General features: G+C 52.7%; 20 protein-coding genes. 11 read left to right on the top strand and 9 right to left on the bottom strand.

Translation table 11 applies throughout. From position 1 onward, the window contains the following. The first annotated feature begins 161 nt into the window (after positions 1-161). From K9N21_19310 to K9N21_19330, 5 genes are all read left to right on the top strand, one after another. Positions 162-635, top strand: a complete 474-nt coding sequence (locus K9N21_19310) for a peroxiredoxin (GenBank protein MCF8146060.1) — start codon at positions 162-164, stop codon at positions 633-635. After that, complete coding sequence (locus K9N21_19315; GenBank protein ID MCF8146061.1) at positions 628-1,530, top strand: ADP-ribosylglycohydrolase family protein; 903 nt, start codon at positions 628-630, stop codon at positions 1,528-1,530. Before K9N21_19310 ends, K9N21_19315 begins: the two co-directional genes overlap by 8 nt. A 795-nt stretch (positions 1,531-2,325) precedes the next feature. Continuing rightward, positions 2,326-4,434 (top strand): FapA family protein, encoded by a 2,109-nt coding sequence (locus K9N21_19320; protein ID MCF8146062.1) that lies wholly within the window; start codon positions 2,326-2,328, stop codon positions 4,432-4,434. A gap of 58 nt (positions 4,435-4,492) precedes the next feature. After that, a complete protein-coding gene (locus K9N21_19325; protein MCF8146063.1) occupies positions 4,493-4,720 on the top strand; it encodes a CBS domain-containing protein in 228 nt (75 codons plus the stop codon). Positions 4,721-4,727: 7 nt separating this feature from the next. After that, positions 4,728-4,862, top strand: a complete 135-nt coding sequence (locus K9N21_19330) for a CBS domain-containing protein (GenBank protein MCF8146064.1) — start codon at positions 4,728-4,730, stop codon at positions 4,860-4,862. A 374-nt stretch (positions 4,863-5,236) separates the two neighbouring features. On the opposite strand, the gene K9N21_19335 is transcribed toward K9N21_19330, so the two are convergent. Then, positions 5,237-6,133, bottom strand: coding sequence for an amidohydrolase (locus K9N21_19335; protein MCF8146065.1), 897 nt, complete (start codon positions 6,131-6,133; stop codon positions 5,237-5,239). A gap of 99 nt (positions 6,134-6,232) precedes the next feature. Then, positions 6,233-6,607, bottom strand: coding sequence for a DUF202 domain-containing protein (locus K9N21_19340; protein MCF8146066.1), 375 nt, complete (start codon positions 6,605-6,607; stop codon positions 6,233-6,235). 684 nt (positions 6,608-7,291) lie between these two features. Between K9N21_19340 and K9N21_19345 the strand changes: the two genes are divergently transcribed. The 3 genes from K9N21_19345 (at position 7,292) to K9N21_19355 (ending at position 10,639) form a co-directional block, all read left to right on the top strand. Continuing rightward, positions 7,292-7,786 carry a response regulator gene (locus K9N21_19345; protein ID MCF8146067.1) on the top strand — a complete coding sequence of 165 codons (495 nt, stop codon included), beginning with the start codon at positions 7,292-7,294 and terminating at the stop codon, positions 7,784-7,786. 300 nt (positions 7,787-8,086) lie between these two features. Beyond that, positions 8,087-8,722 carry a ferritin family protein gene (locus K9N21_19350; protein ID MCF8146068.1) on the top strand — a complete coding sequence of 212 codons (636 nt, stop codon included), beginning with the start codon at positions 8,087-8,089 and terminating at the stop codon, positions 8,720-8,722. A 630-nt stretch (positions 8,723-9,352) separates the two neighbouring features. Then, positions 9,353-10,639 carry a C40 family peptidase gene (locus tag K9N21_19355; protein MCF8146069.1) on the top strand — a complete coding sequence of 429 codons (1,287 nt, stop codon included), beginning with the start codon at positions 9,353-9,355 and terminating at the stop codon, positions 10,637-10,639. Between the two features lie 174 nt (positions 10,640-10,813). On the opposite strand, the gene K9N21_19360 is transcribed toward K9N21_19355, so the two are convergent. From K9N21_19360 to ppsA, 6 genes are all read right to left on the bottom strand, one after another. Then, entirely contained in the window at positions 10,814-10,984 is a 171-nt protein-coding gene (locus K9N21_19360) for a hypothetical protein (GenBank protein ID MCF8146070.1), read from the bottom strand. A gap of 72 nt (positions 10,985-11,056) precedes the next feature. Beyond that, positions 11,057-11,533, bottom strand: coding sequence for a hypothetical protein (locus K9N21_19365; GenBank protein ID MCF8146071.1), 477 nt, complete (start codon positions 11,531-11,533; stop codon positions 11,057-11,059). 296 nt (positions 11,534-11,829) lie between these two features. Then, entirely contained in the window at positions 11,830-12,783 is a 954-nt protein-coding gene (gene nhaR, locus K9N21_19370; protein MCF8146072.1) for a transcriptional activator NhaR, read from the bottom strand. A gap of 468 nt (positions 12,784-13,251) precedes the next feature. Next, positions 13,252-14,043: an alpha/beta hydrolase gene (locus K9N21_19375; protein ID MCF8146073.1), complete on the bottom strand. Its 792-nt coding sequence runs from the start codon at positions 14,041-14,043 to the stop codon at positions 13,252-13,254. A 211-nt stretch (positions 14,044-14,254) separates the two neighbouring features. Beyond that, the gene (locus K9N21_19380; protein MCF8146074.1) at positions 14,255-15,244 is read right to left on the bottom strand and encodes a ketoacyl-ACP synthase III; all 990 of its coding nucleotides are present in this window, start codon (positions 15,242-15,244) and stop codon (positions 14,255-14,257) included. Between the two features lie 3 nt (positions 15,245-15,247). Further along, positions 15,248-17,743 (bottom strand): phosphoenolpyruvate synthase, encoded by a 2,496-nt coding sequence (gene ppsA, locus K9N21_19385; GenBank protein MCF8146075.1) that lies wholly within the window; start codon positions 17,741-17,743, stop codon positions 15,248-15,250. Between the two features lie 266 nt (positions 17,744-18,009). On the opposite strand from ppsA, the gene K9N21_19390 reads away from it, so the two are divergent. From K9N21_19390 to murI, 3 genes are all read left to right on the top strand, one after another. After that, entirely contained in the window at positions 18,010-19,191 is a 1,182-nt protein-coding gene (locus K9N21_19390) for a cysteine desulfurase (GenBank protein MCF8146076.1), read from the top strand. Then, a complete protein-coding gene (gene priA / locus K9N21_19395) occupies positions 19,188-21,731 on the top strand; it encodes a primosomal protein N' (protein ID MCF8146077.1) in 2,544 nt (847 codons plus the stop codon). Before K9N21_19390 ends, priA begins: the two co-directional genes overlap by 4 nt. Before the next feature lie 69 nt (positions 21,732-21,800). Further along, the gene (gene murI / locus K9N21_19400) at positions 21,801-22,619 is read left to right on the top strand and encodes a glutamate racemase (protein ID MCF8146078.1); all 819 of its coding nucleotides are present in this window, start codon (positions 21,801-21,803) and stop codon (positions 22,617-22,619) included. 486 nt (positions 22,620-23,105) lie between these two features. Here murI and K9N21_19405 read toward each other — a convergent pair whose 3' ends face one another. Continuing rightward, positions 23,106-23,648 carry a transposase gene (locus tag K9N21_19405; GenBank protein ID MCF8146079.1) on the bottom strand — a complete coding sequence of 181 codons (543 nt, stop codon included), beginning with the start codon at positions 23,646-23,648 and terminating at the stop codon, positions 23,106-23,108. Between the last annotated feature and the right edge of the window lie 170 nt (positions 23,649-23,818).

The raw sequence follows: 23,818 nt of genomic DNA on the forward strand, positions 1-23,818 counted from the left end.
GTTGTGTGTCAGAAAAGACACTGCAATCCTCCTTCTTGGAATGGCACCCCCGGGAGCGCCTTCCCAGGCGCCAAAAGTTGTGGTAATATACCCCCTGACGCTATTTTTTTGAAAAATCGATGCTGCAATGAAGCTTGATGACCCAGTCACAGGAGGAGACAATGACCATACAGGAGGGCAAAACCGCCCCGGCATTTACCCTGCCGGATGCCGATGGAAATCAGGTTTCCCTGGAAGACTTCAGAGGAAAACATGTGATCCTCTATTTTTATCCCAAAGACAATACATCCGGGTGAACCAAAGAGGCCGAGGGATTCCGTGACCTGTACGGCGAATTCCTGAAACAGGATGCGGTCATCTTAGGTGTTTCACCGGACAGCCAAGCCTCTCATCAAAAATTCATCCGGAAACACAACCTCCCGTTCCTCCTCCTGTCAGATCCGGCCAAGACGGTGATGACAGCATATGGGGCGTTCGGCGAGAAGAAGATGTATGGAAAACCGGTTCAGGGGGTGACCCGGTCCACGGTCTGGATCGGTCCCGATGGTAAGGTGAAAAGGCATTGGCACAGGGTGGCCAAGGCCGCGGATCATCCTTCAAAGGTGCTGGAGGAGATAGGAGGATCTCATGGATAATCATGAAAAGGCGATGGTATTGGCCGCCTTCGCAGCAGATGCATTGGCCCTGGGGGCCCATTGGATTTATGATACTGAATCGATTGCAAAGAAATTCGGAAGGATCGACACTTTTCTGAAGCCTGGCGCCGATTCCTATCACCCCACCAAGGAGAAAGGGGCCTTCACCCATTACGGGGATCAGACCCTGGTCTTGCTGGAATCTCTTGCTGCAAAAAAAGGGTTTGACCTTTCCGACTTCTCCGCCCGGTGGCGGGCCTTATTTGAGAACTATAACGGCTATGTGGATAATGCGACCCGAATTACCCTTTCAAAATATGCCTCGGGAAGCGGCCATGAAGATCCGGGCTCCCCTTCTAACGACCTGGCCGGGGCCTCACGCATCGCCCCCCTGGTCTATGTTTATAGAAACGATCTGGACATGCTTGCAGGGAGTGCAAAGGCTCAGACCCGAATGACCCACGCCGACCCCCTTACCATCGAAAGCGCCGAGTTTTTTGCCAGGGTTGCGTGGCTGGTTTTGCGCGGGACGTCCCCGGCTGAGGCCATGGATCAGGTCGCACAGGAACACTTCAGCAATTCGTCCATAGCCGGTTGGGTCAAAAATGGTCTGGCCTCCACAGATGGAGAAAGTGTCCAAACCATCGCATCTTTCGGGCAGACCTGTCACACCCCTGAGGCCTTTCCCGGGGTGGTGCATCTTATCGGACGCTATCAAACCGACCTGAAGGAGGCCCTGATCCAATCGGTTATGGCAGGGGGCGACAGTGCAGCCAGAGGGATGATCGTAGGGATGGTCCTGGGGGCCCATCTGGGATCCGACGCCCTGCCCGCACCGTGGCTGGAAGATCTCCGGGAAAAAGACCGTATCCTCGACTTGTTGACGGGACTGTAGTCCATTATCAAAACGCTGGCCCACCGGGCAGGTTCTAAAAACGGTGGGGGCCCGCCTGCCACCGATGATTGGATAGGAGCCGCGATTCGGAGGTGCGGAGGCGTAATCCATTAGAGCCCTGCGAGCAGGGCTCCATTGTGATATCGCCTGCCACAGGAAAATGGAAGCGGTGACAATGGATAGTCCCGGTATGAACAAATCGCCTCCCCGCAATAAATACTTCAGCGGTCTCATCTATTCTCTGTTAACTCAATAGGTTATCGCCATCTGGCTACCCTCACATTCAATCTGAATCATATCAATGCGGTTTGGTGACGTCACAATGCATTTGCTGAATCTTCTAATATGAAATCCAGAAAGATATTGACTTGGATTGGCTTATTAACTATAGACAAACAGGGGCACCGAAGATAACCCCACAAAATTTAATCCACCAAAATTACAAGGCAAAGGATCCATGCTTCGCGAATTTAAGGTCGAGAGACGGATACGTGTGCCCTGGGGCATTACAAAACGCCTTTGAGTTATTCTCAAAGGCGTTTTTATTTGATAAAGAAGTGATCGTACCAGCATCCGTTCTGTTACTCCTGGAGAAACCTTTCGAATGGTGTTCATCCCCGCTGCCTTTTCATTCCGGTTATTCATGGGTCAGGGGCGGCCGACGAGTGCCGTGACCGCGCATTTTGTCATCGGGCCGGCCGAAGGAAGAGACGGCCAAAATGTTACAAATGAGGCATATTGATATGGTGTCTCAATTCAGATCGGTGACCAATCCTATGATTTCGAGGGTAAAAAATGCTGCGAACAAGCGTTACCATTTCGTGCGATAATCCTGAAACCGCGCGAATAGAAGGCGCTGAAAAACTTGGTGTTCAGCCCGATGAAGTAACTGTGGAATCGATCAATTCAGATACTTTCACCGTTACCATGCGCAATGCGCACGGCCAACTGAATGTTGTCGTTTTGGATCATGGCATGAACGCGACAATCCAGACGATAACCCCTCCCTTGGGAAATGGGAAGCCGGTAGGGGTCAAAGACATTGAGCGAGCGCTTACAGACCTGAATGTCGTTTTCGGAATCCACAAGGACCTCATCGAGAATATTGTATCCGAAGTTGCAGCTACAGCGATTGCCCAATACAACGTCCTGATTGCAGAAGGAAAGCCCGCAAAAGACGGCGTGGACGCCCGCATAGAATTCAAATTTCGTCTTAATGGTGAAGACCCCCAAATCGTGGATGAATCTCGACGCCGCAGCAAACTGGACCCGACAATCGTGATCAAAGAGATGGTTGCCGAGGGTGACGTGCTTGCCGTCAAGATTCCATCGGAGGAACCCGTCAATGGTAGCACCGTAACCGGAGAAACGCTTTCAGGCGCCGAGCCTAAAGACAAGGTATTGCTGACCGGCAAGAATGTGATGCTTCTACAGGACAATGTAACCTATGTAGTTGCCGAGGGCGTTGTAGCGGGGTATGCGGATTATGTGGATGGCAGTCTCTGTGTCGAGGAAGCCCTTCAGATTTCAAGGGATAAACTGAGAGTCCAGTTATCCGTCCATCCGCCATCGCCGTCGGGAAAAACCCTCACCATGGAAATAGTTGAAAAAATGCTGGCGGATTCAGGCATAACCTTCGGCATCAGAAAGGACGCAATTGAGCAGGCATTTAAGAAGGCAACTGTCGGAAATATGCCGATACTCGACACCCTTATTGCTGAAGGAATGGCCCCTGAGCCGGGGGAAGATGCCAGGATTGAGCTCAAGTTTCTGGCCGAGAAAACAGTAGGGACAATTGACCAGAAATCCGGATCCATCGACTACAAAGAACGCCAAGCCCTGCAAAACGTGAAAACCGGCCAGGTCCTGGCAGTCAAAATACCGCCGACCGAGGGCAAAAACGGGATCAGCGTATATGGCGACATCATTCCTGCTGATCCGGGTACGGATGAAATCCTTGTGCCTGGTGAAAACGTGGAGATATCGGACGACGGCCTTGCCTTAGCTGCGAAGATCGATGGCGTAGCCGTTCTCACCCAAAAGAATAAAGTGTCGGTTTTCAAACAATTCAAAGTGCCCGGCGATGTCGATTATTCAACGGGAAATTTATCCATGGACGGGACACTGGACATCAACGGATGGATTCGCACGGGATTTCGCGTACAGGCGGAAGGGAATATCAATGTCGGCGGCGGTATCGAGGATGCATGTGTCGAAGCCGGTGCCGATATCTCCGTAAAGGGCGGCATCATCGGCTCAGGAGAGGGAAAAGTTCATGCCGGGGGAAATATTACCGTCCGCTTTATTGAAAACGCCCAGGTTCATGCGAACGGCAATATACTCATCAGCAACGATATTGTTCGCAGTAATGTATCGGCCGACGGCCGTATTATCGATACCGGCGGAAAAGGCCGTATACGGGGGGGCAGCGTCAATGCCGGAAAGATGATTGAAATGAACGAAATTGGATCGCCCGCCGGTATCGTAACGCATGTGAGTGTCGGTGTAGCTTCCGAATTCAGGGAGAGATTTGTTGAAATTTCAAAGAAGCTGGCAGAATTCAGGAAAAGCAAAGTAAGAATCAATGTAGCTTTATCTAAATATGATAACTTAGGCAAAGACAAAACCATCCCCGATGCACTTTTGCGTAAACTTGAGATGCTCAGGGAACACAGACGCAATGTGGTCATTGAGGAAGAGAAGATCTTAAAAGAGAGGGAGTTGCTGTCAAAAAAGTTGTCGATTTCCGATGATAAACCGTTGGCAGTGAAGGTCAAAGGGATTGTGTACTCAGGAACGACTGTCTTCGTGAATGGGTATGCTTTAAAAATCAAGGATGATATAGAAGGGAAGGTTATTTTTATTTTGGACGAGGAAGAACTGGCGGTCAAGATGATAAGGTAATCTCTGATACGGGGAGGCATATTGAACGAATATAGAAAAACTAAGGGTTCAGGAGCTGATGCAGAGAGATGTTAAACGGGTTAACCAATCAACACCCATATCCAAAGCCGCAAAAATGATGCGCGATTCAGGTGTATCGAGTCTCGTGGTTGAACCAGAGGCCGATGACGATGCATTCGGAATCATCACACGCAGAGATATCATTCAAGCGTTTCTATCGAGCACGATCAGCGGGCCCGCGCACCTGGTAGAGGATGCAATGACCAAACCGGCCGATCACCGTTAATTTAGGCATGTCCATCTACAACTGTCAGCAGTTGATGCGCATGGTAGGCATTAGAAGGCTGCCGGTTGTTGACGGCAATCAACTGGTGGGGATTCTCAGCAACGCCGACATTTTTGGGAAACTGCTCGAAAATATCGCCTGACAGACAAATGCTCCTCCATGGTCCTGATTGGCCGGCAGTGTCTAATGAATTCGCTCACCCCGGAATCGATTTCCCACGCTGCGCCCTTTCTATACACTTTATGTATAAAATGTGATGAAGAGCGCCGGGCGCTTTTATTCGTGAACCTCATCAAGCGTCCGTCGTCGCCCATGCGCCACTGCGGATAGTTCCTCGACGTAAGATTTCATTTGCCCGGCCTGATCGCTGAGTTCCTGGACCGCGGCCGCCGATTCCTCCGCGCCCGCGGCATTCGTCTGCACCACTCCGTCCATCTTCGAGATTGCCGATTGAATCTGATCCACTCCCCGCGCCTGCCCCCCTGACGCTTGCGTGGAGTTGCAGTAACATATCGCTCAACCGGGGGGTAACTTAAGGCTGAAGAAATCCACAGCGTTCTTGCTGCATATCTTTTCCAAGACATCATCGGAAATACCGGCCGTTTTCAGTGCCTTTAACTCCCTATCCCATGGATACGGGATGTTCGGAAAATCAGAACCGTACATAATTCTGTCTGATCGGTAGCGGCCGAGATCTATCTTTTCTTCAATCGGAAAGTAATCGGTTATCACCATGGTGGTGTCCAGCCAGAGATTATCGTATTTTTCAATCAGGTTTCTGTAAGCCGATATCTCATCAAATCCAAGATGCGGCACACAGATGTTCAGATCCGGGTAATCTATTAAGACATGTTCCAATTTTTCAGCGCTGCACACCTCATAGGGATCGCAACTGTAGGCTGAGCTTTTAGGCTCCCTCCCGATATGCATGATAACCGGTTTTCTATTCTTCCGGCAACATTCATACAGCCGATGCATATGATCACAAGTCATGTCAAAGCACTGCACATGAGCATGCAGCTTCAGGCCCTCAAGCCCGAGATCAAATGCCTCCTGCAAGATGTTTTCCGCATCATTCTCGCCGGGGAACACGGTAGCCATGCCCGTTACCCGATTACCAAACTCTCTGCATTTCTCCGACATATACGTATTCAGTTGCCTGGCGATTCCTGGCTTATGGGCATACTGAAGTGCGATGACATGGTTGATGCCTCGGGACAGCAGGAACTCAAATACCCGGGAGGATGTCATTTGATACCTGATATGCCAGGCATTCTTATCAAACCATTTCCAAATGGCGGAGAAAATATTGCGGGGAAAAATATGAACATGGGCATCGATTACAGGAGGAAATCCGGAAGGAACCCTTGAACCTTCCTGATCGTCGCTTGAGGGCATATTCGGTTTCAACATTGTAATACCAATTTAGTCCTTCTTACCAAAATTTCCAGAAACCTAAGGTCTTACCCTCGCAGATGGCATAATGACATATCCCTTTTCAAGGACCTTATCTCAAAAAATCAGCAGCAGAGAGAGCACTGCGCTGAGCATCAGGACCGATGTAATTCCCCCGATAATCCATAGGGATGTGCCTCGGACCCCTTCTTTGGCCAACTTCCTGAGCGCCGTGCGATAGCTTAAAAACCCCAGAACATAGATCGCGCTCCCCGTAAGGATCAGCATCGCCCCCACCGTTTTGGCAATCCATGGCGAGCCCACTGAGCCGAGAAGCCGCGCTATGCCAAGCCCTGCGGCCATGGCGGAGATGCCTGTCCGTCCCCAGGCGCTGAAGGTGCGTTCCTTGGCCAGCAGGGTACGCTCCTTTGCCCAGTCGGTACGGTCCTCAGCCAGCTCCTGTGTCGATTCCGTCGATGTTTCTTTTCTCATTGACCTCCACTCTGCCGCGCTGGGGATGACCCGCAGCGGCGGTTCCGGAGAAGATTTGACCGAAGATCACCGAAGGAAAACCCGCGCACGGATTGGATGCCGAATCCTTTGTGCCAAATAGCGTTTCATAATACGCGCATGCAGCGCATACGACGGCAAAGACACTTTCATTCCATTATAAAAGGTCAATTCGGGTGCCGCAAGTCCTTATAGACCTCCCATTGAATTCCACGGATGGTATGTCCTGCCAGGGCTTTCCGTTCCTCGTGGGATCCTCTTGGTAACTATCTCTCCCTTTTCAATTTGAATGGGTAACACACCCCGACATACAGCGGATCCCGCCTGCGCCGTATCAAAAAATGAGCGCGAACTTCAGGGGTCCGGAGTCATACCATAATGTTTCAATGTCCGAAAATCATATTTTATCACATTTTATGTCTCTCTCTCAATGATGGAATAGTCACCAAATCGGCTTGACATCCGACGTTTTTTGGGATCTAATTAAATGCAATTCCAATCATTCCGGCTAAATTATGAAAAGTCACCACAATACAGTTGCGAGGCCATCCATATCATCGAACTTCTTTTTCGTATCGATGAAAACCAGGGAAAATTTCTCGAGGGGACTGTCCGTCGGGGTGTGGCGGCCTAAAGGCGGAGTATCGCGCGTTGAAGGGGGAGACCATGGGAGGAAACCTTTTGGATTACAAGAGGATCTTGATTGTGGACGACGAACCGGATGTCATGGATGCTCTGGAAGAGCTTCTACCCACAAGTGAAGTGGTGCGGGCGTCAAGTTTCTCTGAAGCCAAGACATTGCTGGACAGTGAATACTTTGATCTGGCCATTCTGGATATTATGGGGGTGGACGGCTACGCATTACTTGAAATTGCGCGTGCCAAAAACAAAGATGTTATTCCCGTCATGCTTACTGCTCACGCCCTGAGTCCTGAAGATGCACGAAAATCCTTTGAGGAGGGCGCTGCCTCTTACATACCCAAAGAGCGCTTGTCGGACATTTCGCTTTATTTGAATGATATCCTGGAGGCCAAACAAAAGGGCAAATCGTCTTGGTCGCGGTGGTTTGAGCGGTTTGGTTCCTATATGGACAGGAAATTTGGCCCGGACTGGAAGAAGGATGACAGGCAATTCTGGAGCCGGTTTGGTTACTGGGAATAAAGCTGACATCCTTTTTAAAAAATGTCTACGACAATACCCGAACCCAACTTCAATAGCCATCGCATCAAGGAAACGGCTTTTTTTGACCGGGATCAGAAATAAGCATGGTTTCACAAAGGAAGGTCCAGGCACAACAGTAGGTATCCGTCCTGAACGTCTGAACCCAGGATCTGTCAAAGAATTGCGCCAGACTACCCCCATTTTATCCCTTTATACCTTTCACACCCTATTGACCCGCCTGGTTAAACGCCATATAATCTGGTATTTCTTTATTCGATTAAACCGAAGGAGGTGACATATATGATATTGGGGTTTAATGCAGATGAAGTGTTTCGCATTGCCATAGAGATTGAAAAGAATGGGATCACCTTTTATGAGAAAGCAGAAGACGCATTTCAAAATGATCGTTTGAGACAGGTGTTTTCTCATCTTAAAGGCGAAGAGGAAAAGCATCTGAAATCCCTGCAGCAAATGCAGGCGGAACTGCCAAATGCCGCAAAAAGAAAGACCGATTACGATCCGTCCGATGATGTGCAAAGAAAGGCTGAGGAGGAAATCAATCAATACATTCAAGATACGGCGGATATGAATGTCTTTCGAAAACCGGAAAATGTGAATAAATATATAAGTAACCTCAACCGGGTAGAAGATGCATTGCGGCTGGCCATTCAGTTTGAAAAAGATTCCATCACCTTTTATCTTATTCTCCGCGATCTTACCGAGGAAGATAAGGGAAAGGACTTTGTGGATGAAATCCTCGCCCAGGAGAAGGAACACCTCAAGAGCCTCTCCAGAGAACTCAGAGATGAGGTCGGACACGAAAATTTGAATGTTTTTCAGATGCCTGTGTGCGCAGGCCAGACCGCCATGGATGCGGAACAGGCCAGAGCAATGAATCCGGATGAACCCTGCGATGACAGCAGGGCCGGTGTCTAGCTGCATGGCCGGCGATACGGCGGGTACGGCAGCCGGCCTTATGCCGGCCGGAGGCTTAGAATCTTTGATGGTAATCCCGCCTTGCGGGACACCATGGGGAAAAGTTGGTGCCTTATCAGTCAGCGCTCAAAAATTGCCGGAATTTGAACCAATACCTTTTTGATTGCGGCTGTTAGGCCGCCTAGGGTGTGAATACGCATTAGAACGGACCTGCGGGAATCCCTCTAACGATTCGTTGCCGGGGAACATCCATCCATTCAAAAGATCATCCATCCATCATAAAGAGGATGACCGGCCGAACGTCTTGGCCCCACTGAAACCGGGTCCGGGGTTTATATACGTAACTCCCCGAGAGTCTCATTATCGAGAAAGACACCTCTGTTTCAACAACCTTCGGTTATCCTCCATCGCCGCCCAACCATATCGCTCACCCTGATTTTATTGTTGCACTTATTTTCGGGAATGTGATAGGAGTGCATTACCTTTTATTCCCTTCTCGCTTTGATGTTCCTGTGGGCTAAGAGGGCGGTGAGGTACTGCTGAAGGATGTCTTCGAAAAGGAAGACCAACTCAAATTCTGACACGGGTAAGGTGGTGAGGCGTTCTGGAGGCCTGGAGAGAAAAACACTGATGAGACTGAGTTCGCCTATCCTCACATTCTTCCTTTTTCTCAATCTTTTTTGCGGATTTTTCCTGTATGGCGCTCTTGCCTCAGAAAAGAGGCCTCACAAGCCCCATGGCAAGAGCCTTTCTGTCAAGAAGCCGACCTCGCCACCCACTACACTTATGGAGGAATCCTTTCTGGAACTGGTGAAGGGATATATCGGCACGCCTTACCGGTGGGGGGGGGCCAGCAAGAAAGGGATGGATTGTTCCGGATTCGTCAGGCATGTCTATTCAAAAACCTTTTTCTTAGATCTTCCCCATTCCAGCTACCAGCAATATTCCCTCCCCATCATGAAAAAAATCCCTAAGGAAGACCTTAGAACGGGCGACCTGGTCTTTTTTTCTCAGAAAGGCCGACGGGTCAATCACGTCGGCATCTATCTTGAAGATGGCAAGTTCATTCATGCGGCTAGGCAAAAAGGGGTCTCCATATCCAGCCTCGACAACCGTTACTGGAGGCTGAAAATGGTCTGTGCCAAGAGACCTGCCGGGGTGTGGAAGGACGAAGGCGCCGACCATGCACATTCGTTGAGCGAGGTCGAAATCGCCATGAATGACTTGGGCGAGCTGTCGTATGGGTACGCCGGAAATGGAAAAGGGTATTTATCCCTGAGCGACGGGTTGAGACCGTCCTCTTTGTGGCAGACCTTTTCTCCCGGAGGTCTTACGGAGGGTCTGACCCACACGTTGGGCTTCCAGATCAGCCGCTCCTTCGGTGACGCTTCCTGGAGCATGCGCCTGCTCCAGGAAAGTCGCTTGCGCTATTCCTCAGAGGAGACTGATGATTTCCTGACCGCCCGGCCAACGTATTCGTTGTCAGAGCGTCACCGCACCCTGGACACACACCTTCAGGGGCTGAAGATGGCCGGAGATATCCATCCGTTCGAATGGTTGCAGGTTACGCCTTCCTTTTCCTACGTGGGGTATGAGAATGGCCTGGAAGACTCCCCCTCTTGGGGGCCGGGTCTGGGCCTTGAAGTCCGGATCAGGCCGTTGCCCGCGAGATGGTCATTTTCCGCAGATGTTCAATACTGGGAAGAAAGCGATCGTCTTGGCGGCGGTTTCGACGCTATCGACAGTTGGAAAAGCAGAAACGTCTCCCTCATGTTCGGGTACGATCTTTCCCATAATTTGAAGCTCAGCATCGTCGGACAGCATGGGATAGGCAGTTTTTTCAGTGGCAAGGAGAGCGACTCAAATCACGGGCAGAGGCATAACGGGCTGTTCCTCGGTCTTGACTGGGCCTTCTAGCAAGCCTCTCCCTTGGCCAGCCCATCCCTCCCTATAGGCGTACACATAGTCATTAATGATCCCCAAGACCTTCTTTGTACTTATCGTGAACTCCCTTCGGTTCCTTTCTTTTTAGGAGGATTCCCATCACGTCCGCCCAACTCCTGTGTGTCCCTCATTTCCTTCAGAAGTCGTTCAAACAGTGAACCCTATATCGAAAACATCATGGCAGGATGGGCAGATAAAGAGCCATTTAGTGATACCTTCCGCTTTTAGGAACATGGAATGAAATCCATCCTTGTATCCACATGAAGGACAGACCTTGAACTCCCCTTTTATCTCGACGGTTTTGATTTCATAATCCATAGGGTACTCCTTATCGAACTTGATCCGGTGAGACCACGCAATCTCACAACCAGCTCATTAGACCTGACTTTCCTATCCCATATCTTTCATATAACGGCTCTTGAACACCTCCTCCAGCCTCGCCAGGTGGTTCAGTTCATCGTCCCGAAGGGTTTCATACATCTCGCCCATAGGCGCATCGGCGCACTGCTCCGCCAACTTTCCATAAAAATCCACGGCGCGCTTCTTGTCGTGTATCGCGAAAATCATGACATCCTGTGCCGTAGCGGTTTCATCCAGAGGTTTTTCCTTCAAGAGCATGGTCAGGTTCATGGTAGTTCCTTCCTTGATGCCCGATGCGTGGAGCTGAATCGTTTCTTCAAAGAAGGCCTTCTCGAGGATGTATTTGTGTCTCAGCGCATCAAGGGACAAGTCCCTCAGCAGGTCCTTCGCGACCCTGTCTTTAACCAAGAAATAGGCACTTTTATACAGTTCGAAACTTGCCGCTTCCATTTCTATCGCCTTATGCAGGGCCGCTTCCCTGGTAAAGCAGACCTTTTCCGTTTCCATAGCAACCAAATCCTCCTCTGGGACAATATAATCCGGAGGGCTTGCCCTTATCTGACACGTTATTTACAAGACCTTCCCGGATGTATGATCCTTCTTCCACGGGGATTTCTTTGCCGGAAATTACGTGAGTAAGCGCCCTCCCTTGAAGGACAGGCTATACCTACATTTCGATGAGTGTCAAGGAAGAAATAGACGATAAATTGCAATTCAGCTTCGCTTCCGGGCATGCCATTATTTCCAGACGCACCATAAACCCTCCCCGGATTGCTGAGAGGATACCAGCGCAGAGATGAAGCTTATCTCGCTTGAGGATGGGGGATAGGCTTATCCGGATTTTTTGCTCTATTTAGGCCAGCAAACAAATCTCGTCTCGCCGTATTTGTGATGGCCGTCACTGCAGGGTGTTTGATAATCCGTTCATAAGAAACGGCATAGAAGCGCTCACGTACTGCATGGGTCCGCCCCACAACATTGACATCATATTGGCGTTGAACCTCTTTTTCGATAACAGAGGGGACTGCAAAAATCCCATAACCTTTCTGACCGAATTTTTCCATTAGGGCGCTGTCTTCAAACTCAGCCGCGATCATCGGTCTCAGGTGAAGAGACTCAAACCACCTTTCCAGACCTTGCCGGACCGTGGTCATATCCAGAGGAAGAAGCATCGGGGCGTTGTCAAGGGATTCCGGGAATGCCGGCTGAAATTGTGTGCACAGCTTTTTGCTTGCAAGGAATGTAATACCACATTCTCCCAATAAGTGGTTGTATACTTTGATGTTCACATGTTTTCGCACCGGAGAATCACTTAGGATTAAGTCAAGATTATGCATCGCCAGTTCGGAAAGGAGGCGTTCCTCTTTGTCTTGATGGCAAATCATATGAACCCTTTCTGGAAGGCTCAAGGCCGGCTCCAGTAATTTGCACGCGATCAGCTTCGGCAAGACATTAACGACTCCCGCTCTTAACGGCAGGGGACTCATCGTCGCACGCCCCCGCACCGTGTCCATCATTTCCCGGCCAAGGGAAAAAATCTCGTTCGCATAGCGGAATATCAGATGTCCCAGTTCCGTCGGCTCCAGGTCTCGTCCCACCCGGCGAAAAAGTTTGCCGCCCAGGGTTTCTTCGAGGTTGCCCACCTGAGTGCTGACAGTAGAGGGGGACAGCCGAAGCCTTTTACAGGCTGCGGTCATGCTTCCTTCGTGCATTACCGTCCAAAAATAGAACAAATGATGATAGTTCAGCCATTCCATTATCCCTGTCTCCCGATTCTACTTTTTAGAAAGATAATATCGCAATTTTCTAATTGTATGAAGTGTTTTTTTTCTTCATACTGCATTTTTGTCCGCATTTAAAAGCGGCGCTCGGTTCGACGACAGGCGCAGCTCAGATGAATAATGAATTAATGGTGTTTGAAGGGATCTAAAGGAACGATCCTTGAAAACTCCGAACTTTCAAGATGAGGAGGATAACGGAAATGGAAATACCATGGCCAAAGTGGATGGAATTTGTGGTGGTCGGCATATCAATCGTCCTTTGTGCGATCGTCTTACCTATGATCGACCGTTTTCAGAAACCGTCAGACGATTAGTCGCCCGAAAGATTCTGACAGGAGAAGGGCCTTTGCACGACCCCAGGGGGGCGTCGAGTGGAAGGTGGAAGGGATTCAGGATTGCCTCTGCGGGTCTGTGTGAGACATATTGGATCGCGAATATGCCGCCTTAGAAATTTAAGATAAAATCGAGCACATGTTTATTAAAGGTCTGATGCTTTTCAATCATGACCATGTGCCCTGCATCAGGGATGACCTCCATCCTGCTCCCGCGAATGGCTTCATGGAGTCTCCGTGAAAGGGAGGGCGGCGCCATTTTATCTTCACTGCCGCAGAGGATCAGGCAGGGGAGATGGATATTTTCTATCTGATCTCGCACATCAAATTGGTTGCAGGCATAAAAGTCCTTGTATACCACCTCATCGCCCGCCGCCTTCATCAGACGTACCCCTTCTTGGACAATCCGCGTGTCCACACCCTCTGCATAAGCGTACCCCATGAGTGTACTGATGATGGTGTCAAAATTCTTTTTCAGGCCTTCCAGGAACATGGGGGCCACCTGGAGCCGGGGGCCTGTCCCCGCCAGGATGATCGCCTTCATGAGGTCCGGGTCTGACAGGGCCGTCTTCTGGACGATGGCTCCGCCCATGGAATGGCCCATCAGGACAGGCGGCTCGTGGAAAACGGTCCCAAGCACGTGGCCCAGCCATGCTGCGTAGCCGTCCGTATCCGATTGCGCTTCGCCCCGGCTTTCGCCGTGACCCGGCAGGTCCAGGGCCAGGAGATTGACAGCCCTGCTGAGTCGGGCTGACGGGGCCTTGGATACTCGGGTCTGATTCAGCCAGATCCGGGAGGCCCCCCCTGCCCCGTGAATCATGACGAGAGTCGGTCGATCCGCGGCAAAATGCTCTGATCCGGCAATGAACCCGACCCCCATGTCCCTGAGCTTATTGGCGATCACCGTATACTCCTTTTGAGCCGGATACTGGATGCTGGAAACCGGATGCTGGATACTCGATGCCGGTTTCGCGGTTGTGCCTAGCCCTCTTACCCTCTCATCTTCTAAACTTCTGCTGGATGCTGGATGCTGGTCGTAGCGAAGCGAAGATCCCGCAGAAGGCGGGAATGCTGGATGCCGGATAGTCGATACAGGCCCAGGGCGGGCGGCTGGTCTACCATCGTATCAAAGCGCTGCCCCAGGTCAATCCGCCGCCGAAGACCGGGAGACAGACCAGGTCATTCTTCTTTACATTGCCTTCCCTGACCGCCTCATCCAGGGCAATGGCGCACGATGCAGAAGAGATATTGCCATATCTGTCCAGGGTCACGTAGAACCTGTCCATAGAAATATCCAGAATCCTGGCCATGGACTGGAACATACGGAGATTTGCCTGGTGAGGAATAAACCACCGGATGTCTTCAACCGCTACACGGTTGAATTCGGCGGCCTCCTTGATGGAATCCACAAAATGCCTCACGGCGACCCGGAAACTGGCGTTGGCTTCGATCAACTGCAGAACATGCAGCTTTTTATCAACGCTCTCATGGGAAATCGGGGTGGTCCGGGATCCGCCTCCGGGCATCAGGAGATCCTGCCCGTTAACCCCGTCCGTATGGAGGTGGGTGGACAGGATTTCAGGACCCTCATTCCCCAGGGAAAGCACGGCCGCCCCTGCGCCGTCCCCCCAGAGGATGCAGGAGGTCCGGTCGGTCCAGTCGAGGGTCCGGCTCATGACCTCCGACGCCACCACCAGGATGCGTTTGGCCGCCCCGGTCTTGAGATACTGCTCTGCAACATTCAATGCGAAAATAAATCCGGAACAGGCCGCAGTGACGTCGAATGTCACGGCCTGGGGCGCATCCAGTTTGGCCTGGAGCCAGTTGGCCGCGGACGGACAGCAGGTGTCCGGCGTGATGGTCGCCACGATAATCAGGTCAATATCTTTGGCCGTGATCCCGGCCATGTCAAAGGCCTTGAGCGCGGCCTCACGACCCAGATCCGAAGTGTTGACGTCCGGGTCGGCGATCCGCCGCTCCCTCACGCCGGTCCGTTGAACGATCCATTCGTCGGTGGTATCCAGTCCCATTTTCTCCAGATCGAAATTGGACAGGACTCTCGGCGGCACATACGACCCCACTCCCAAAATTCTGACCGATTCCATTGTCTATTTTTTCTCCACCAGGATGCCGAGTTCTTTTTCCTTTTTGGCAACTGCCAGACGGGTCTTAACCACGGTATCCGGTATGAGACTCATGGAATCGATGCCGCACTCCACCAAAAACTCTGCAAATTCAGGAAAATCGCTCGGGGCCTGGCCGCAGATCCCGATCTTGCGTCCCTTCTTTTTGGCCACCTCAATGACCTGCGCGATCAACCGTTTCACCGCAAGGTTTCTCTCGTCATAGATATGGGCAACCAGAGAGGAATCCCGGTCCAGACCGAGGGCCAACTGGGTCAGGTCATTGGATCCGATGGAAAAACCGTCGAAGATGTCTGCAAACTGATCCGCACAGATCACATTGCTGGGGATCTCGCACATCACATAGACCTCAAGATCGTCCTCCCCCTGGACCAGCCCGAATTTATTCATGACCTCGATGACCTTTTTCCCCTCTTCCGGGGTCCTGCAGAAGGGGATCATGGCCTTGATATTGGTAAGCCCCATCTCGCTCCGGGCCTTGTGCAGGGCAATACACTCCAGTTCAAAGGCCGGCATGAACTTCTCATCATAATAACGGGATGCCCCCCGCCAACCGATCATCGGATTGTTTTCCGCGGGTTCATACAGGTACCCGCCCAGGAGGTTTTCATATTCATTGGTCTTGAAATCAGAGAGCCGCACAATGACGTCATTGGGGTAGAATCCCGCGGCGATTCGGCCAATACCTTCTGAAAGCTTATCAATAAAAAACTGCCTCTTATCGGTGTATACCGCTGTGATTTCATCAATCTTGTAAATGACCCCGGCGATTTTCTGGTCGGACTTGGCCTTTTCCCTCAACTTATCGTAATCCAGCAGGGCCAGGGGATGGATCCCGATGTGCGAGCTGATGATAAACTCCTCCCTGGCCAGGCCCACCCCGTCATTGGGGATCTTTCCCTGGGAAAAGGCCTTTTCGGGCATGCCCACGTTCATCATGATCTTGGTCCGTGTTCGGGGGATGTCCTTGAGATCCACGGTCTGCACATCATATTTCAGTAGACCTTTGTACACCTGCCCGGTCTCTCCTTCGCAGCACGAGACCGTGACCTCCTGTCCCGATGCGATCATCTCATCGCCGTTCCCTGTGCCGATCACGCACGGGATGCCCAGCTCCCGGGAGATGATGGCCGCATGACAGGTCCGGCCCCCCTTGTTGGTGACAATGGCCGCCGCGATCTTCATGACCGGCTCCCAGTCAGGATCGGTCATGCTGGTCACCAGGATCTGATTCGGTTCGAACTTGTTCATATCCAGCGTCGACTGGATGACATTGGCGACTCCCTGGCCCACCTTGCTCCCCACAGCGGTTCCCGTGGCCAGGATTTCACCCTTTTCCAAAAGCTTATAGCTTTCATAGGTATTGACATCCTGCTGCGAATGAATGGTCTCGGGCCTTGCTTGCACGATGAAGAGTTCGCCGGTACCCACATTGACCCCGTCGCCGTCCTTGGCCCATTCAATGTCCATCGGCTTGAAATGCCCGGCCTCGTCGCTGTAGTGGTCTTCGATAATACAGGCCCACTCGGCCAGTTTCAGGATCTCATCATCGGTCAACACATACCGATGCCGTTCATCCAGGGTCGTGGGGACATTTCTTACCGTGGCATCGTCTTCCACGGAATAGACCATCTTGATATCGCGGTCCCCTGCCTTGCGACCGATAATAGCCCGTTTCCCCATCTTAAGCGTCGGCTTGAAAACATAAAACTCGTCCGGATTGACCGTGCCCTGAACTACATTCTCACCCAGGCCGTAAGCACCCGTAATAAATACCGCGTCTTTGAACCCTGTCTCCGTATCGATGGAAAACATGACCCCCGAATAGGCTGAATCGCTGCGCACCATCTTCTGGACCGCAATGGAAAGGGAGACGTCAAACTGGCCGAAGCCCTTGTCGTGACGGTAAGAGATGGCACGGTTGGTAAAGAGACTGGCAAAACATTTCCTGCAGGCATCCAGGACGCTTCGTCTCCCGCGAATATTCAGGTAGGTGTCCTGCTGCCCTGCAAAGGAGGCATCCGGCAGATCCTCGGCCGTTGCCGATGAGCGGATGGCCACGTCCACATTGGTGATCCTTTGGGCCTTTTCCCCGTTCTCAGCATACTCCTGGCCTAATTTGTCATATGCCGAATAGATGGCCTGGGTTAGATCCGGAGGAAGTTCAGAATGGGTGATGATCTCCCGGACCTCCCTCCCCCTGGCCATCAGGTTGTAAATGTCATGGGTGTTCAGATCCTTCAAAATCTTTTTGATCTCGTCTTCAATCCCAGCGTACTTGAGGAAGTAGCGGTAGGCATAGGCGGTAATCGCAAAGCCGTTGGGGACCCGGATTCCTTTGCTTCCAAGTTTCTGATACATCTCACCCAGGGAAGCGTTTTTACCGCCGACCAACGGAACGTCCCCAATGCCGACTTCACCAAACCAGAGGATAAACTCCTTCTTATTGTCTGCCGCCATCTTCCACCTCCTGTTTTCCGGTTTTTATAGGATAATCCCGACTGGTTTTTGTATGCTTTCCCGTTTGTCGTGTATCACTATATGGTATTTGTTGTCAATCTGCAAAATATATCCTACAAAGGGATGGCAGGAGGATTCTGGATACTGGATACTGGCCGATAGCTGATGGCTCATGGCTGATGGCTGATGGCTGATGGACCTAAGCCCTTGTGCCTTGTCGAAGATCCCGCGTCCTTTTGCGGGGCGCCTTCTAAGGAGAACTCATAATGCCGGATAACCACTCGAAAACACCGATCTACCTGGATCATAATGCCACAACCCCCATCGATCCGGAGGCCCTGAGGGCGATGATGCCTTTTCTGACGGAGGAATTCGGAAATCCCTCCAGCGGGTATGTACTGGGCCAGCGGGCCCATGAGGCCATGGACCATGCCCGGGAGGCCGTGGCCGATCTGCTGGGGTGTCAGGCCGATGAGATCGTCTTCACATCGGGCGGGAGCGAGTCCAACAATTATGTCCTCAAAGGGGTCGTTGACCTGACACACCCGCAGGAGTGTCATATCATCACCTCGGCCATCGAGCACCCCGCCATCCTGAATCCCGCCCTCTTCCTGATGGAACTGGGCGTCCGGCTGACCATTCTCCCTGTGGACCGTTTCGGACAACTGGATCCCGATGACGTGAAAAAGGCCATCTCCCCCGATACGGTCCTGATCACGATTATGCTCGCCAATAACGAAACCGGTGTGCTCCAACCCATACGAGAGATATCGGCCATCGCAACGGAACACGGAGTTCTCCTGCACACGGATGCGGCCCAGGCCGTTGGAAAGATCCCTGTGGATGTCCAAGACCTCAACCTGGATTTCCTGAGCGTGGCCGGTCACAAGGTCTACGGTCCCAAAGGGGTGGGCGCCCTCTATATACGGAAAGGTCGATCCCTGACCCCGCTCATTCATGGGGCCGGGCAGGAAGACGGCAGACGCGCAGGCACCGAGAATGTAGCCCTGGCCGCAGGACTCGGGGCCGCATGCAGGGTTGCCGTGGAGAGGCTCCGGAAAGATGCGGAGCGGATCGGCCGCATGAGAGACCTCCTGCAGGAACGTCTGTTTGCAGAGATCGACGGGCTGGTCCTCAACGGTCACCCTCAAGACCGGCTTCCCAATACCCTAAATGTATCGGTCCCCGGCCTGGAGGGCGGAAGGATCCTGGAGGCCATCCCTACTATCATGGCCTCTACAGGGGCTGCATGCCATGACCGGACCGTAAAGCTCTCTCATGTGCTGTCCGCCATGTCCGTTCCGTCGGAAGTGGGGATGGGCGCCCTCAGACTTACCCTGGGGAGAGGCAATACCATGAAACAGATTGACACCGCGGCCGGGCAGATCATCCAGCAGGTGAAAAGGATGCGTATCGAGCATTCAGTATCGAGTAACCAGAAACCATGACCCATCAGCCATCAGCTATCAGCCATGACCTATCAGCCATGACCCATGACCCATCACCCATGACCCCCCGCCATCCGGCATCCGATAATCGGAACCCGGATGCAGGCCAGATCCCCTGCCTCAGGGTGGCCCTGTCGGTCCCGGTAAAAGGGACTTTCGACTATGCCGTCCCTGAAGGTCTCGGCTCGGCGGCGCAGGTGGGGTGCCGGGTTCTGGTCCCATTCAACCGCCGAAAGATTACCGGATATATCCTGGAAACCCATTCCCATACCCCGGACCGGGACCTGAAAGAGACCATCGACATACTGGATGTGGAGCCTGTTTTCCTTCCAACGATGGTCCCCTTTTTTGAGTGGATCGCCGATTATTACATCCACCCGATAGGGATGGTCATCCGTTCCGCCCTGCCTGAAACCCATTTCAAAACCGCGCGCCTGACGGAAAAAGGGTCGGCTGCGCTGACCCGATGTCTCTTCGCATCCGAAACCGCGGAGGTCCTCTCCTGGATAAGGGATCATCCTGAGGCACGGCTCCCCTGGCCCCTCAAAACCATTTACCCGCTTCAGGAAAAGGGATGGATTCGTATCGAGGGACGGATCAAAACATCTGAAATCACAAATCCATATGAGCTGAAATTCATCCGGCCTAAAAAAGATCTCGACCTCAAGATCGTACTCGCAAAACGGGGCGCGGCAACGGCCGCCAACGAGGAGGAGTTTCTGACAGAGGTCTTTCAATCGGGCGCGATTCTTCTAAGCGAGCTGACAAATCAATTCAAAAACGGTCGTTATCTTGCTGATAAATGGATTAAAAATAGCATACTGGAAATCCAGTGCATTCCGGTCCACAGGGATCCGGGGCCGGTCGCTGTTCCGCCGCCAGCCCTGCCTGGCGAGCTGCATGCCCACCAGCAAAAGGCATTGAATCGGATACGGGAGGGCCTTGACACGGGCGCGTTTGCCTCCTGTCTCCTCTACGGGGTCACGGGAAGCGGCAAGACAGAGGTCTATTATCGTGCAGTGGAACACGCCATTCGAATGGGGCGACAGGCCATATTGATGGCGCCCGAAATCTCCCTGGTCGGGTATCTGGAGGGTCTGTTCCGATCCAGGCTCGGGGATCGGGTCGCGGTCTACCACAGCGGGCTCACCCAGAGGGAGCGGCATTATCAGTGGATGCGCATGATCCGGGGAGAGGTGGATCTGGTCGTCGGGGCCCGCTCGGCCCTCTTCGCCCCCCTTCCCGAATTGGGATTGATCATCGTGGATGAGGAGCATGATTCCGCCTATGTCCAAGAGGAGCGGCGGGGCGGGCCCCATTACCAGGCCAGAGATGCCGCGGTGGTTCGGGCCAAGATGGAGCGCGCCCTCGTTATCCTCGGCTCCGGCACTCCTTCTGTCCAGTCCTATCAGAACAGCATTACCGGGAGATACCGCCTCCTGACCATGCCCAAACGGGTCGAGAACCGTCCGCTCCCGCAGGTGGAGATCGTGGACATGAAGGAGCAGACAGACGGCCGTGGAAAACAGCAGATGATCAGCCCGAGGCTCTTTAAGGCCCTGGGTGACAGCCTGGCGGCAGGGGATCAGACGATCCTTTTTTTAAACCGGAGGGGGTTTCATCGTCTCTATCTGTGCCGGGCGTGCGGTCAATCCATCTCCTGCCCCAACTGCGACGTGGCGCTCACCTTTCACCTCCAGGAAGACCGTCTCATCTGCCACTATTGCGGTTTTACCTGCGGGACCACGGTTCGCTGCGCGGCCTGCGGCCAGGGCCGGTTCAAGCCCTATGGATTCGGCACCGAAAAACTGGAACAGGAGGTGCATAGGCTTTTCCCTGAGGCGCAAATATCCCGGATGGATGCAGATGCCACCCGACGAAAGGGCGAGGCATCCAGGATCTTACGCCGGTTTGGCAGGCGCGAGAGCGATATCCTCGTGGGAACCCAGATGATCACCAAGGGGCATGACTTCCCCCATGTCACATTGGTGGGCGTCATCTCTGCCGAGCTTTCCCTCAGTTTTCCGGATTTCAGGGCAGGGGAACGGACGTTTCAGCTCCTGTCGCAGGTTGCCGGCCGGGCCGGGAGGGGGACCCGGAAGGGGCGGGTGATTATTCAGACCTTTAACCCGGATCACTATGTGGTTCGTTCGGCCATGGCCCATGATTTCCAGTCTTTTTTCGACAAGGAACAGGGGCTCAGAAAGGCCTTGGGCTACCCCCCTTTTTGCAGCCTGGCATGCCTGAGACTCCAGGGCACTGACAGAAAAAAGACCGACGCAGCGGCCCGGCAGTTAGGTACGGATCTGCGGGCGATCTTGAGAAGATGGCCCAGGCGGGGAAAAGAGATCCAGGTCCTGGGTCCGGTCGAAGCCCCCATCGCACGGATCAAGGGAAAGGTACGGTGGCAGTTTCTGGTCAAGAGCAAAAGCCCGGCGCTCTTGAGACACTTCCTGGTAGAGATTGAACGCTCATCGAAGTGGCTTCGATCCCAGGGCGTTTATCTGGTCTCGGATGTGGACCCTTATGACATGCTCTGAAAGCCGCCGTTGTCTTTAACAGGGGTCGGGACGGGCGGCGGATCACAGCAATATGGAGATTGCGGCAATATGATCGGCGTTTTTGATTCAGGCCTCGGAGGACTCACTATACTCAAGGCCTTTCTGACCAAACTCCCCGGGTATGATTACACCTACCTGGGCGATAATGCGCGAACCCCCTACGGCAATAAATCCCAGGGCGTCATCTATACCTACACGCGTCAGGCCGTGGAGTTCCTGTTCGCCAGGGGATGCATCCTGGTGATCCTGGCATGCAACACGGCATCGGCCAAGGCCCTGCGCAGGATCCAGCAGGAGTTCCTCCCGGCAAAGTTTCCGGACCGCCGGGTCCTGGGCGTGGTCATCCCCCTGGCCGAGGCAGGCGTGGACGCCTCCCGATACGGTCGGATCGGGGTCATCGGGACCCGGGCGACCATCGAGTCGGGGGTCTACGAACAGGAGCTGGCCAAACTGAGGCCGGATATCAAGGTCTTTGGCCAGGCCTGCCCGCTCCTGGTCCCCCTGGTGGAAGAGGACTGGATCGGAAAGCCCGAAACCCACATGATTCTCAAGAAGTATCTGTACCGGATCAAGCGAAAAAAAATCGACTCCCTCATCCTGGGCTGCACCCACTATCCCTTTCTGCAGAAGGACATCGAACGGATCATGGGGAAGAACTGCCGGGTCCTGAACGGTCCTGACACGGTCTCGGACAAATTGATCGATTATCTCTCCAGGCATCCGGAAATCGAGGAGCGGCTCGACCGGACCGGAACCGTGGACTTCTGCACCACGGACGACCCCGTCCGATTCAGGCTCATGGGTCAGAAATTCCTCTGTCACAACATCCCCGATGTGGAACAGGCGGTATTGGAAAATCAGGAGTGAGGAACTCCGCGTTTGGAAAAAACCATTGAACCGGGGCAAGACCGTTTTGAAACAACGCATCGTCGTAAAGAGGGTTCCCCTATTTGACGTTGAAGTCAGTGTTCAATACAACACCGGTCCTGTTTGTTTTCCCATCTTTGTAGGTTGGGTAGAGCGAAGCGAAACCCAACACTCGCAGTAATTCTGATTTTGCGATTGCTGATGCCACATATCCCGTTCGTAGTGTCGCCGTCAGGCGATTTTTCAGGGGCTAACGGCCCCACTACAAACGGATCGTATCGCTGCAAAAAGAATGTGAAAATTGCTGCAACATTTCCCATCTTTGTAGGTTGGGTAGAGAGAAGCGAAACCCAACACTCCCCACCCTTGTAGCATGTAGGTTGGGTTAACGCCGACATCTGACGAACGCGGCCTGATCCCAAACAGCGCCAACAACGAGGGAGCCTTTTGAAACACGCAAATTTGAGCGTAACCCAACATTCCCTTTTATTCCCTTCCTACCGAAGCGTCGAATTCCATCTTTGTTCCCGCTCCCCAATTCACATCCATAAGCCCGGCCTGGGCGTACCTGTGGAAACTGGAATAGACATAGTCCTTGGGCGCTTTGACCAGTCCATGCTTGACAGGGTTGTAATGAGTGTATTCGACATGGCGCTCCAGATCATTTTCGTCCCGAATCGTATGTTCCCAGAAGCGTCGCTGCCATACGGCCCGCTCTCCTTTCAAACGTCGTGTTGGATCCAACATATCTTCATTTCTATGATGATACGTCCTGCTGAAGTCGCTCTTTATCAATCTCCATCGAACCGAGAAATCCGCGTCTCTCCGGGGCAGTGTCCAGACGGCATGGATGTGGTCCGGAAGCACGACAACGGCGTCTATCACAAACGGATGGGTTTTCATGACCCTTGCAATTGATTCGCGCAACCGCTGGATATGAGCCGGATCAGCGAAAACGGGCCGGCGCCGGTGCGTTACCACAGTAAAGAAAAACGTGCCGCCGGGTATGTATGCCCTCCGGTATTGCATGGAAAAGGCGTCCTCGTATGTTGGATCGTCAAACCGTTTTGTTGGGTCTCGCTCCGCTCTACCCAACCTACAACAACCTGCCCCAGCTGCCTATGCCATCATGTACACAAGAGATTTCCGTAGGTTGGGTTAGCGGCTCAGCAGGAAAGGCATGCTCATTTTCTCCGTAC

Source organism: Deltaproteobacteria bacterium (genome assembly GCA_021737785.1).
Classification (GTDB): domain Bacteria; phylum Desulfobacterota; class DSM-4660; order Desulfatiglandales; family Desulfatiglandaceae; genus AUK324.